Source organism: Longimicrobiaceae bacterium (assembly GCA_035696245.1).
Classification (GTDB): domain Bacteria; phylum Gemmatimonadota; class Gemmatimonadetes; order Longimicrobiales; family Longimicrobiaceae; genus DASRQW01.
The window spans coordinates 1-12,121 of the sequence record DASRQW010000072.1 but is presented as its reverse complement, the minus strand read 5'-3'; the positions used below and the strand labels follow the sequence as shown (position 1 = coordinate 12,121).

The window sequence follows — 12,121 nt, the reverse complement described above, 5'->3', positions numbered from 1 at the left end:
CGCGCCGCCTCCCGAGGCGCGCGGGAACGCTCGGCCGTCCACGCCCGCGACGCAGTCTCCTCCCGCTCCTCCTCCGAGCGCGATCGCTTCTCTCCCGCTCGCAGAGCGGGGCGATCGGGACGAGGCCGCGCTCTTGGAGATCGCCCGCCGCGCGGGAGGCGGGTTCCTCCGCGTCGTGCTCACACGCAACCGCCGGGTGATGGCCTCCGTCGCGCGGGGCGGGGCGGAACTGCGCCTGAATCACGCGTTCGCCTCCGCCCCGGAGGCGGTGATCGTCGCCGCGGCCGTTCTCTTCTCCTCGCGCGACCGGCGCGTCCGCAACGCCGCGCGCGAGACGGTCCGGCGCTTCATCACCGCGATCCCTGCAGCCGGATCGAGCCGGCACCCGCGTCGCCGGCACGTCCCCGCGCACGACCGCCCGCACCTGGAGCGGCTGCGCGAGGAGTTCACGCGAGCCAACGCGGAATACTTCGACGATACGCTCCCCTCCGTCCCACTCTACTTGAGTGGGCAGATGCGACGGCGGAACGGCCACTTCTCCCCGCAGCCGCTGGAGATCGTCATCTCGCGCCGTCTCTGCGTCCACGGCATGCCTGGCGAGGCGGAGCTGACGCTGCGCCACGAGATGATCCACCTGTGGCAGCACGCCACGGGGCGCCCGGTCGATCATGGGGCGGAGTTCCGCCGCATGGCACGCCGCCTGGACGTGCATCCGCGCGCCACCCGGCCCGTTCGCTGGCGTGACGGCTGAGCCGTCCACGCCGTCCTTCCCAAACCTGCAACCTTCGTTTATACTTGTCACCGAAGATAGACCGTAACGGCGGGTTCCAGATCGTGATCTATCCCGACGACCATCCGCCCCCGCACGTGCACGTCTTCAACGCGGGCGCCGAGTGCGTGGTCCTGCTCGGCGACTTCGTCACGGCGCCGAGCGTGCGCGAGGTCAACGGCATGAAGACGAAGGACGTGGTGAAGGCGTACCGCCTCGTAGAGGCGTCTCAAGCCAGGTACATCCTGAAGTGGAGAGAGATCCATGGCACCTGAGTGGACCCCGCCCACCGACGAAGAGATCCTCGCCCAGATCCCGGCCGCCGTCGAGGCCGGCCGAATTGCCGCGCTGTCCGAGCCGCGTGCAGCGTCCGCGCGCTACGACGTCGCGAGCGGCAGGATCTTTCTGGAGCTCACCGACGGCCGGCACGTGGATGTGCCCGCCGACCGTGACCCCGAGCTTCGCGCCTTCGCTCCGCAGGACCTCGCCGGCGTGCACGTCAGGCCGGGCGGCCGGGCGCTCACCTGGCCCGATCTGGACACCGACGTCTCGGTGCGCAGCCTCCTCTCGCCCGAGTACCGGGTCCAGCCGGGTTGGGGCGTATCGCTCGTCGCCGAGCCGCGGGCGCAGTACGGGCCGGACAAGGGCAGCGATAACGGCTGAGCCTCCGCTCTCCGTCCTCGTCACTCCGTCGTCGAGTACGAAGCCAGGTAGCTGCCAGGCGATGGCGTCAGGGCCGCTGCAAGGTAAGGACACGCTGCTCGCTCTTTTCTGACATCTCGCAGGTCGAATCTCCCGCTGCCCGGCATCGTCCGGCGGCGGGTTTCGCGTTTCGCGGGTGCGGAGTGCGTTCTGACGGCGGTCCGCGGCGTGTCATCCGCGAGGGTGATCCGAGGCGGAGAGTAGAGGTTCCGGGTGGGAACGGGCGATTCGGCGACGCGGGCACACGGCGTGCATCACGCGGCCGGCGCGGTGGCACGCCGCGGCCGAGTCGGGTTGCATGTTCTGGGGGAGGGGCATAGCTTCCCGGCTCTCGTAACCAGTAGTCCTACAGGGCGGTAAGCCCTCCCACGCGAGCCGCGGCGGGCGCGCCGCGGTGAGAAAGTATCCGGGAAAGTCATGGCCTTTCGCTGGTTCAAATCGGGGAGCTTCATTCCGGTCAACGACATCGCCGTCGATCTCGGGACCGCGAACACGCTGGTATATGTGAAGGGCGAGGGCATCGTGCTGAACGAGCCCTCGGTCGTGGCGCTGGACCGGGCCACGGGCAAGCCCAAGGGCATCGGGCTGGAAGCGAAGCGCATGCTGGGCCGCACGCCGGAAGGCATCCTGGCCGTGCGCCCGCTCAAGGACGGGGTGATCGCCGATGTGGACGTGACGGAGATTATGCTCCGCTACTTCCTGGAGACGGTCACCTCGAAGCGTTTCCTGAAGCTGAAGCCCACCATGGTCGTGGGCGTGCCGTCGGGCATCACCGAGCTGGAGCGGCGGGCCGTGCGTTCCAGCGCGCAGGCGGCGGGGGCGAAGGAGGTCTACATGGTGGCCGAGCCGATGGCCGCGGCCATCGGTGTGGGCCTGCCCGTGGAGACGCCCACCGGCAACATGGTGATCGACATCGGGGGCGGGACCACGGAGATCGCGGTGATCGCGCTGAGCGGCATCGTCTGCGACACGTCGATCCGGGTGGGCGGCGACGAGATCGACCTAGCCATCGTCACCTTCCTGCGCAAGAACTACAACCTGATGATCGGCGAGGCCACGGCCGAGGCGGTCAAGATCCAGATCGGCAGTGCCTTCAGCACGGGCGAGGAGCGCGAGATGGACGTGAAGGGCCGCGACCTCGTCTCCGGCATCCCCAAGACGGTGCGGGTGCACTCGCAGGAGATCCGCGAGTGCATCCAGGAGCCGATCCAGGCGATCGTGGAGGCCGTGCGCCGTGCGCTGGAGATCACGCCGCCCGAGCTGGCGTCGGACATCGTGGACCGCGGCATCGTCATGACGGGTGGCGGAGCGCTGATCCGCGGCCTTGACGTGCTGATCGCGCGCGAGACGAACCTGCCCATCCACGTCGACGAGGAGCCGCTGACCTGCGTGGTGCGCGGCGCGGGGCGCATCCTCGACGACGTGGCCAAGTACAGAGGAGTGTTGACCACCTGAGCGCGTTCAAGCCGTACCTGCGCGGAGCGGGCGAGCGCGGCCGCAAGCGCGACCTGGCGGTCGCCGGCGGCTTCGTCATCCTCGCGCTCCTGTTGCTCGTTATCCCGCTCAAGTACCGCGAGGGGCTGGCGGACGGGCTGCGGGCCACTGTGCTGCGCCTGCCGCTCGCTCTCCAGCGTGGCTCGGCGGACCGCCAGGGCCGCTTCGACGACGTGGCCCGCCTGCGCGCCGAGCGCGACTCGCTGGCCTCGTTCCTCGTGGGGCAGGCGGGAATGGCGGCGGAGAACCGCGAGCTGCGGTCGCTGCTGGGCTTCAAGCAGCGCCTGGCGTACTCGTTCGTGGCCGCCGAGGCGACGCGGATGACGGGCCCCGGCCGGGACGGCACGCTCCAGCTCAGCGCCGGCTCGGCCGACGGGGTGCGCGAGGGCGCCCCGATCGTCACCGCCGAGGGGCTGGTGGGGATGGTGCGCCAGGTGGACGACGGCGCGGCTGTGGCCATCGACTGGACACACCCCGACTTCCGCGCCAGCGTGATGACCACCGACGGGGCGACGTACGGGCTCGCGGAGCCGGCGACGGGTCCCAACGGCGAGCAGGTGCTGGTGTTCACGCCGCAGGCGCTGCACACGGTGCCGAAGACGGGCGCGCTGATCGTCACCTCGGGCGACGGGCAGATGTACCCCCGCGGCATCCCCATCGGCAAGGTGTCGGGCAGCGGCAAGGACAAGACGGGGCTGGCGCAGCGCGCCTTCTACATCCGGCCCATGGTGAGCCCCACGCAGGCGGCGCACGTGCTCGTGCTGGGCCAGCGTACGGCCGCGCCGAGCGACCAGGACCTCGCGGCCGCGTGGGGCGTCCGGCTGACGGGCGCGCCGCCGGCGGACTCGCTGGTGACGCCTGCCGGCACGCCGGTCGTGCCGGGCGGTGCGTCCGCCACGCCGGCAGCGGGCGCTACCCCGGTCCCGGCCGAGCGCCCGAAGCCTGCGGCGCCGCGTCCGCGCGGACCGCGGCTGCTGGGGCGGCCGATCACGCATCCGGAGCCCGCCGTCCAGGCTCCTCCCGCAACCACACCCACGACTCCGCCCCCCAGGCGGAACGAGGTCAGGCGATGACGGGCGACACGCGCTACAAGTTCATCGCCTTCATCGCCGGGCTGGTCATCCTCCACTTCGTTCTGCGCATCGGGCTGGGGCTGGGGCCGCTGGCGCCCGACCTGCTCGTGGTGGCGTTCCTCCTCGCGGCGCGCCGTATCCGGCCGGGCACGGCTTCTGGGCTGGGGCTGGTGCTGGGGCTGCTGGAGGGCGCGGTGTCGTTCACGGTGGGCGCCAGCTCGCTGGTGCTGGCGGTGATGGGCTACTTCGCCTCGCGGTCGCGCGACATGATGGCGGGGGACAGTCCCGTGCTGCTGGCGCTGTACCTCTTCGCGGGCAAGTGGATCTACGACGTGCTGCTCTATCTGGTGCTCTGGGCCACGGCGAGCGCGGGGCCCGCCTCGTCGCTGCTGCTGATCTCGCCGCTCGAGGGGCTGTACGCCGCGGCCGCGGGCCTGGCCGCGTCGGCCATCTACCGGGCGGTGGTCTGAGATGAGGCGCTACCGTCCGCTCCAGATCGGCGACCCCATGCTGTTCCTGCTGGTGCTGGGCCTCGCGGCCTTCGGCATCGCCATGATCTACAGCGCGGGCATCGTGGACGTGCCGTCGAGGATCGCGGCCGGCGCGTGGCGGCAGCAGATCCTCTGGTTCGCCATCTCGCTGCTGGTCATCCCGTTCGTGATGAAGGTGCCGGTGGCGTGGCTGGAGTGGGCCGCCCAGCCAGCCTACGTCTTCTGCCTCGTCCTCCTCGTCCTCACGCTCTTCATCGGCGGCGGCGGCACGGGCGTGGCGGCGAGCGAGAAGAGCTGGATCCGCCTGGGCCCCGTCACCATCCAGACGTCGGAGATCGCGAAGATCTCGGTGGTGCTGATGCTGGCGCGGGTGCTGGGCGAGTGGCGCGAGCCGCCGCGGACGCTGTGGGCGCTGTGGAAGCCGGTCGCCGTCGTGATGGTGCCGATGGGCCTCGTCCTCCTCCAGCCCGACCTGGGCACCGGCCTCGTCTTCTGCTCCATCCTGATCTGGGCGCTGTTCTGGGCGGGAACGCCGCTGGGCACGCTGTTCTTCCTGGTGAGCCCGGCGCTGTCGCTGTTCCTGTCGATCAACCCCTGGGTCTTCGGCGCGTACGTGATCGTGCTGATGGCGCTGCTGTACTTCCGCGACGCGTACCTGTCCGAGAAGGCGTCGATCTTCCTGCTGAACCTGGCGGCCGGGCTCGTCGCGCTCCCGCTGTGGCAGCACCTGAAGCCGTACCAGAAGAACCGCCTGATGGTGTTCCTCGACCCGTCGGTCGATCCGCGCGGCTCGGGGTACAACCTGATCCAGTCGCGCGTGGCCATCGGCAGCGGCGGGTGGTTCGGGAAGGGCTTCACGATGGGGACGCAGAAGCGCCTGGCGTTCATCCCCGAGCAGCACACCGACTTCATCTTCTCGGTGGTGGGCGAGGAGAAGGGCTTCATCGGCGTGCTGTGCGTGCTGCTGGTGTTCGGCCTCATCTTCTGGCGCCTGGTGAAGATCGCCGAGCGCTCGTCGGACCCGTTCGCGAGCATGGTGCCCTTCGGGCTGTTCGGAAGCTGGTTCGCGCACGTGCTGGTGAACGTGGGGATGACGGTGGGCATCATGCCGATCACCGGCATCCCGCTGCCGTTCGTGAGCTACGGCGGCTCGTTCCTGCTGGTCAACCTGGTGGCAATGGCCGTGGTTCAACGCATTGCCGCCGAGTCCCGCGGCCGCGGCTAGCGGCGCCGGAAAAGTCGGACGGTAGATAGGGCGCTCTCATTGCGCCGTCCTCTCGGATATGGAGAGGGCGGCGCTTCGCGCTCGCCTGCCGCTTACCCATTCCCGAAACGATATCATGGCCTGGTTCCGCAAGCCCAAGACGCGCCTGCAGGCGGCCGACCGCCGCGACCTTCCCGGCGACGTGTGGGAGAAGTGCCCTTCGTGCGGCGAGATCGTGTACCGCGAGAAGCTGAAGGAGAACTGGAACGTCTGCCCCAACTGCTCGCACCATCTGCGCCTGCCGGCCACGGGTTACATCAACCTGCTGCTCGACGAGGGCAGCTTCCGCGAGTACGACCGCAACCTGCGCTCGGGCGACCCGCTGGGCTTCGTAGACCTCAAGCCGTACCGCGAGCGCCTGGCGGCGGCGGAGCGGAAGAGCGCGCACGGCGACGCGGTGATCACCGGCGAGGGCACGCTGGATTCGATCCCCGTTTGCCTGGGCGTGATGGACTTCTCGTTCATCGGCGGATCGATGGGCTCGGTCGTGGGCGAGAAGCTGGCGCGTGCCGGGCTGCGGGCGCTGGAGAAGAAGTGCCCGTTCCTCATCGTCTCGGCCTCGGGCGGGGCGCGGATGATGGAGGGCATCTTCTCGCTCATGCAGATGGCGAAGACGTCGGCCGTGCTGGCGCAGCTGCACGAGGCGGGGCTGCCGTACGTGTCGATCCTCACCGACCCCACGACGGGCGGCGTGACGGCCAGCTACGCGATGCTCGGCGACGTGAACGTGAGCGAGCCGGGCGCGCTGATCGGTTTCGCGGGCCCGCGCGTGATCGAGCAGACGATCAAGCAGGAGCTGCCGGAGGGCTTCCAGACGGCGGAGTTCCTGCTGGAGCACGGCATGCTGGACATGATCACCGACCGGCGGCGGCTGAAGCACGAGCTGGCGCGCCTGCTGCGGCACATGACGGGCCTGCCGGCGCCGGTGGACTTCGCCGTTCCCCAGGCCGACGTGGCGTGAGGGGCGACGAGCCGGGGGCCTGGCTCTTCGCCCGGCCCACGGGCGGGATCCGCTGGGGGCTGGAGCGAACGGAGGAGCTGCTCGCCGGTGCGGGAGACCCGCACCGGCGTTTCCGTGCGCTCCACGTGGCCGGGACCAACGGGAAGGGCAGCGTCTCCACGCTCTGCGAGTCCGTGCTTCGGGCGGCGGACGCTGGGCGGACCACCGGCCTCTACACCTCACCGCACCTCGTCTCCTTCTCCGAGCGCATCCGCATCAACGGGCGGCCCGTAGACCGCGAGCTGCTGCTGGCGTGCGAGGCGCGGCTGCGGCGGGCGATCGAGAGCAGCGGCGCAACTTTCTTCGAGGCGACGACGGCCATTGCGTTCCTCTGTTTCGCGGAGGCGGGGGTGGACGTTGCGGTGGTGGAGGTGGGGCTGGGCGGGCGGCTGGATTCGACGAACGTGCTCTCGCCGGTCGCCACGGCGGTTACGAACATCGGTCGCGAGCACACAGAGTACTTGGGCGAGACGCTGGAGGAGATCGCGGGCGAGAAGGCCGGCATATTCAAGCCCGGTGTGCCTGCGGTGGTCGGCGAGACGGAGGCCGGGCCCCTCGGCGTGATCCGCCGCCGCGCGGAGGAGGTGGGTGCACCACTCGTGGAGCTGGACCGCGTCGCAAGGATCAGTGACGTACGGGTTTCGGTGGATGGGACGCGGTTCTCGTTCGATTCGGACCGGTGGGGCGTTCGGGAGATGCGGATTCCGCTGATCGGCGCGCATCAGGCGCGGAACGCGGCGCTCGCAGCGGAGCTTCTAGGCGTGCTGCCCGACGATCTCCGGCCGTCGTGGGATGCGGTGGAGGCGGGCTTCTCATCGGTCCGCTGGCCGGGGCGGATGCAGGTGGAGCGCATCGGCGGGCAGACGTGGATCTTCGACGTCGCGCACAACCCCGCGGGCGTGGCGACGCTCGTTCGCGCGCTCGCTTCGCTCGATCTGCCGAAGCCCATCGTCCTCCTCGCCGGCATCCTCTCGGACAAGGAGTGGGGCGACATGCTGCCGCCGCTCCTGTCGCGCGTTGACGCGGCGATCCTCACGATCCCGCCGACGGCGCCGGACGAGCGCCGATGGGATCCGCAACTCGCCGCCGCCTTGGTCGAGACGCCGCCGAACGTAGCGGTCCGTGTGATCCCCGACTTCGCCGCCGCGGTTCAGCGCGCCACGACCCTGGCGCCGTACGGGACCGTGCTCGTCACCGGCTCCGTTCACACCGTGGGCGACGCGATGGCGGAACTGGGGATCGCGGTGGATTGAGCGGTCTCGCGAGTTCCAAAGCATTGTTCGCGGGGGCCGGCTTGGCGGTTGGAAACCGCGGCAACGACGGCGCAAAGTCCCCCTGCGGCGACTAACCCCGGACGGTGCGGTGCGGGCGTAGATTGAGTTGCGCGCCGAGACTCAGGTAGGTTTGCGAGGTTCAGAGGCGGGAGGCGATTCACCCCGACTGGTTGCAGCATTCGCCACGAGCCCGCGCAGGCGGGCTTCGCGCCCTTGTTGCCGCGGTTTCAACCGCCCGTCATGGAGCCTCGAATCACCACCGCTTTTCCGCATCGACAGTCCCGTCGTCCGTTGACGCACCTGCGGAGCGCGGTCTAGATTCCGCGCCATGTCGAACTTCACGTCGCTGCCCGGTTTCCGAGATTTCTATCCTGACGACTTCGCCGTGCGCGCGCATATCATGCGCACGTGGCGCGAGGTCGCGCGCCGCTACGGCTTCCAGGAATACGACGGCCCCCCGCTGGAGCCGCTGAGCCTCTACGTGGAGAAGTCCGGCCCGGAGATCGTCCAGCAGCTCTACAACTTCACCGACAAGGGCGGGCGCGAGATCTCGCTGCGGCCGGAGATGACGCCCACGCTGGCGCGCATGGCCGGCGCGCGCGCGGGCGGCATGCGCAAGCCCATCAAGTGGTTCTCCATCCCGCAGCTCTTCCGCTACGAGCGGGCGCAGCGCGGGCGCCTGCGCGAGCACTTCCAGCTCAACCTCGACATCATCGGCGAGGACGACGTGGCGGCCGACGCGGAGCTGCTGGCGGCGGCCATCGACATGTTGCGGGCGTTCGGGCTCACGCACGAGGACTTCATCGCCCGCATCTCCGACCGCCGCCTGCTGCGCGCGCTGCTGCTGCACGCGGGCGTGCCGGAAGACCAGCTCACGCTCGTCTACAACATCGTGGACAAGCTGGAGCGCGAGACGCCCGCCGCCCTCGCCGCGCGCATGACGGCCGAGGCGAGCGTGAGCGCCGAAACCGCGGATGCGGTGCTCGCCATCTTCCGCCACCGCGACTTCGACGCGGTGCGCGAGGCGTACGGGCAGACGGAGGGCGTGGCGCCGGAGATCGAGCGCATGGCCACGCTGTTCGCCACGTTGGAGGCGATGGGGCTGCGTGAGTACGCGCGCTTCGACCTCTCCATCGTTCGTGGGCTGGCGTACTACACGGGCATCGTGTTCGAGCTGTTCGATACGCGCGGCGAGCTGCGCGCGATCTGCGGGGGCGGGCGGTACGACGATCTGCTCAAGCGGGTGAGCGGCACCGACCTGCCCGCGCTGGGCTTCGGCATGGGCGACGTGGTGCTGCGCGAGCTGCTGTCCGACCGCGGCCTGCTGCCGGAGACGAAGCAGGCGTTGGACTACTACGTGATCGCCGTGTCGGCCGAAGAGCGGCCGGCCATGCTGGCGCTGGCGCACGGGCTGCGCGACGCCGGGCACTCGGTGGAGTACGGCTTCCGCGCGCAAGGCGTGGGCAAGCAGATGAAGCTGGCCTCCACGCTGGGCGCGCGCCGGGTGGCCGTGTTGGGCGCGGACGAAGTGGCGCAGGGTGTCGCCAACGTGAAGGACATGCAGAGCGGGGAAGAGACGCGTATCCCGCTGGCGGAGCTGACGGCCCGACCGTGACGGGGGAGGCGCCGCCGCCGGATGCGTCCGCGGCCGCCCATCCCCCGATCGAATCAATCGCATCCGCACCCCCCGAAATCAACGGAGGCCGTGCATCCAAACGTGATGCCGTGCTTCCGCTTACATCTGCGAAGAAGAGACGGACGGACATGGCCAACGAGAAAGCCCTGACGACGCAGGCGGAAGACTTCAGCGCCTGGTACAACGAGATCGTGCTGCGCGCGGAGCTGGCGGACTACTCGCCGGTGCGCGGCTGCATGGTGATCCGCCCGTACGGTTACCGCCTGTGGGAGCTGATGCGCGACCGGCTGGACCTGCGCTTCCGCGAGACGGGCCACCAGAATGCGTACTTCCCGCTCCTCATCCCCCAGTCGTTCCTGGCGCGCGAGGCCGAGCACATCGAGGGCTTCGCGAAGGAGGCGGCCGTCGTCACCCACACGCGCCTCAAGGCGGTGGAGGGCGGCGGGCTGATCCCCGACCCGGACAGCAAGCTGGAGGAGCCGCTGATCATCCGCCCCACCAGCGAGACGATTATCTACGAGATGTTCAGCAAGTGGGTGCAGAGCTACCGCGACCTGCCGCTGCTGTACAACCAGTGGGCGAACGTGGTCCGGTGGGAGATGCGCACGCGCCTCTTCCTCCGCACCACGGAGTTCCTGTGGCAGGAAGGCCACACGGCGCACGTGGACGAGGCGGAGGCCGAGGCCGAGGCGCGGCAGATGCTGGGCGTGTACCGCGAGTTCATGGAGGGCCACCTGGCCATGCCCGTGGTGACGGGGCGCAAGAGCGAGAGCGAGAAGTTCGCGGGCGCGCTGCGCACCTACACGTGCGAGGCGATGATGCAGGACAACAAGGCGCTGCAGAACGGCACGTCGCACAACCTGGGGCAGAACTTCGCGAAGCAGTTCAACCTCAAGTTCGCCTCCGTATCCGGCGCCGAGGAGTACGCCTGGAACACCAGCTGGGGCGTGAGCACGCGGATGGTGGGCGGGCTGGTGATGACGCACGGCGACGACAAGGGCCTGGTGATGCCGCCCATGGTGGCGCCCATCCAGGTCGTGATCGTGCCCATCTTCCGCAAGGACGACGAGCGCGAGCGCGTGATGGCGAAGACGGCGGAACTGGTGGCTGCGCTCGGGAGCATCCGCACGCACGTGGACGCGCGCGACAACATGAGCCCCGGCGCCAAGTTCTACGAGTGGGAGACGAAGGGCGTGCCCTTCCGCATCGAGGTGGGCCCCAAGGACATGGACAAGGGCCAGCTCGTGCTCGCCCGCCGCGTGGTGGCCGAGGGCGAGGAGCGCAAGGCGTTCCTGCCCGAGGCCGAGGTGCTGGGGACCATGCAGCAGCGGCTCGATGAGTTCCAGGCTTTCCTGCTGGAGCGCGCACGCGAGCGCCGCGAGGCCAACTCGTACCGCGGCATCGACTCGTACGACCGGCTCAAGGAGATCGTGGACGGGCCGGGCGGCTTCGTGTACACCGGCTGGTGCGGCGGCGCGGAGTGCGAGGAGAAGGTGAAGGACGAGATGAAGGCCACCATCCGCTGCCTCCCCGACGAGGAGTTCCGCTCGCCCGAGGCGCCCACGAAGTGCGCGGTCTGCGGCGGCGGCGCGGTCACCGAGGTCGTCTGGGCGAAGGCCTACTGAGCGGGAGATGCGCGGGCGTCGCGAGATGCCGCGCATCGTCAGGATGGAGAATCGGGAGCGAGCTTCGCCAGTGTGGCGGAGCTCGCTTTTCCGTCGCAGCGGATGCGCGGCGGCGACTCTGTCCGCGACACCCCATCGTTCTGCGGATGCGCGAGCCGGTCTCCGGAACGGAAGATGGACATCGGGCGAGACTTGACGCGGCGGGGAAGGTAGAAATATCATCTGGAAAGGTGCTACTTGGCTGCGTTGCAGCATATTCCACCGTCCCATCCTCCCCGAAAGGCCGAGCCCACATGACTGCGGCAACCGCAGAGGTGAACAGCAGCAACGAAGCATCGTCCGTCCCGCATCTCCCGTCCTCCCGCAGTATCCGCTCTCCCCACCATCATCCGACGTCCCGCCTCCGCCTCGCTGTCGCAGCTGCGGCCCTCGCGCTCCTGGGCGCGCCAGGCGCGGCGAAGGCGCAGGGATGCGTGACGCTGCCCGGCGGCGCGAAGGTGTGCGGGATGACGGACACTGCGACGGTCGGCAGCACGTCGTACACGTCGCCCGCGTACGTGGGCATCCCGTACGCGAAGCCGCCGGTGGGCGCGCGGCGCTGGCAGGCGACGGCGGACAGCACCCTCAGCGGCACCTTGCAGGCGACCGCGTTCGGCCCCGTCTGCCCGCAGGCGCAGGCGCCGAACCTGACCAACCAGTCGGAGAGCTGCCTCTTCCTGAACGTGTGGACGCCGTCCGGCGCCACCAGCACGAGCAAGCTGCCGGTGATGGTGTTCATCCACGGCGGCGCGTT

At 69.7% G+C, this 12,121-nt stretch carries 12 protein-coding genes; all 12 read left to right on the top strand.

The genetic code is table 11. From position 1 onward, the window contains the following. Nucleotides 1-133: 133 nt before the first annotated feature. Entirely contained in the window at nt 134-751 is a 618-nt protein-coding gene (locus tag VFE05_03585; GenBank protein ID HET6229134.1) for a SprT-like domain-containing protein, read from the top strand. 83 nt (nt 752-834) lie between these two features. Further along, on the top strand, nt 835-1,044 hold the full coding sequence (locus VFE05_03580) for a DUF4160 domain-containing protein (GenBank protein HET6229133.1): 210 nt from the start codon (nt 835-837) through the stop codon (nt 1,042-1,044). Next, entirely contained in the window at nt 1,034-1,432 is a 399-nt protein-coding gene (locus VFE05_03575) for a DUF2442 domain-containing protein (protein ID HET6229132.1), read from the top strand. Before VFE05_03580 ends, VFE05_03575 begins: the two co-directional genes overlap by 11 nt. Nucleotides 1,433-1,888: 456 nt before the next feature. Continuing rightward, nucleotides 1,889-2,926, top strand: a complete 1,038-nt coding sequence (locus VFE05_03570) for a rod shape-determining protein (protein ID HET6229131.1) — start codon at nt 1,889-1,891, stop codon at nt 2,924-2,926. A gap of 92 nt (nt 2,927-3,018) precedes the next feature. After that, nucleotides 3,019-4,038, top strand: coding sequence for a rod shape-determining protein MreC (locus tag VFE05_03565; protein ID HET6229130.1), 1,020 nt, complete (start codon nt 3,019-3,021; stop codon nt 4,036-4,038). After that, nucleotides 4,035-4,508: a hypothetical protein gene (locus VFE05_03560; protein HET6229129.1), complete on the top strand. Its 474-nt coding sequence runs from the start codon at nt 4,035-4,037 to the stop codon at nt 4,506-4,508. Before VFE05_03565 ends, VFE05_03560 begins: the two co-directional genes overlap by 4 nt. 1 nt (nt 4,509) lies before the next feature. Continuing rightward, a complete protein-coding gene (gene rodA / locus VFE05_03555) occupies nt 4,510-5,754 on the top strand; it encodes a rod shape-determining protein RodA (GenBank protein HET6229128.1) in 1,245 nt (414 codons plus the stop codon). A 115-nt stretch (nt 5,755-5,869) separates the two neighbouring features. Further along, nucleotides 5,870-6,754, top strand: a complete 885-nt coding sequence (gene accD, locus VFE05_03550) for an acetyl-CoA carboxylase, carboxyltransferase subunit beta (protein ID HET6229127.1) — start codon at nt 5,870-5,872, stop codon at nt 6,752-6,754. Then, complete coding sequence (locus VFE05_03545) at nt 6,751-8,046, top strand: folylpolyglutamate synthase/dihydrofolate synthase family protein (GenBank protein HET6229126.1); 1,296 nt, start codon at nt 6,751-6,753, stop codon at nt 8,044-8,046. The genes accD and VFE05_03545 overlap by 4 nt, the downstream gene beginning before the upstream one ends. Nucleotides 8,047-8,395: 349 nt before the next feature. After that, complete coding sequence (gene hisS / locus VFE05_03540; GenBank protein HET6229125.1) at nt 8,396-9,682, top strand: histidine--tRNA ligase; 1,287 nt, start codon at nt 8,396-8,398, stop codon at nt 9,680-9,682. A gap of 149 nt (nt 9,683-9,831) precedes the next feature. Beyond that, nucleotides 9,832-11,328, top strand: a complete 1,497-nt coding sequence (gene proS, locus VFE05_03535) for a proline--tRNA ligase (GenBank protein ID HET6229124.1) — start codon at nt 9,832-9,834, stop codon at nt 11,326-11,328. A gap of 506 nt (nt 11,329-11,834) precedes the next feature. Next, the coding region (locus tag VFE05_03530; GenBank protein HET6229123.1) for a carboxylesterase family protein at nt 11,835-12,121 on the top strand (287 nt) is incomplete at its 3' end.

What these genes read in the sequence shown, in the direction of transcription:
- proS (HET6229124.1), top strand. Translation starts at nt 9,832, where the DNA reads ATGGCCAACGAGAAAGCCCTGACGACGCAGGCGGAAGACTTCAGCGCC.
- VFE05_03575 (HET6229132.1), top strand. Translation starts at nt 1,034, where the DNA reads ATGGCACCTGAGTGGACCCCGCCCACCGACGAAGAGATCCTCGCCCAG.
- VFE05_03560 (HET6229129.1), top strand. Translation starts at nt 4,035, where the DNA reads ATGACGGGCGACACGCGCTACAAGTTCATCGCCTTCATCGCCGGGCTG.
- rodA (HET6229128.1), top strand. Translation starts at nt 4,510, where the DNA reads ATGAGGCGCTACCGTCCGCTCCAGATCGGCGACCCCATGCTGTTCCTG.
- accD (HET6229127.1), top strand. Translation starts at nt 5,870, where the DNA reads ATGGCCTGGTTCCGCAAGCCCAAGACGCGCCTGCAGGCGGCCGACCGC.
- hisS (HET6229125.1), top strand. Translation starts at nt 8,396, where the DNA reads ATGTCGAACTTCACGTCGCTGCCCGGTTTCCGAGATTTCTATCCTGAC.
- VFE05_03570 (HET6229131.1), top strand. Translation starts at nt 1,889, where the DNA reads ATGGCCTTTCGCTGGTTCAAATCGGGGAGCTTCATTCCGGTCAACGAC.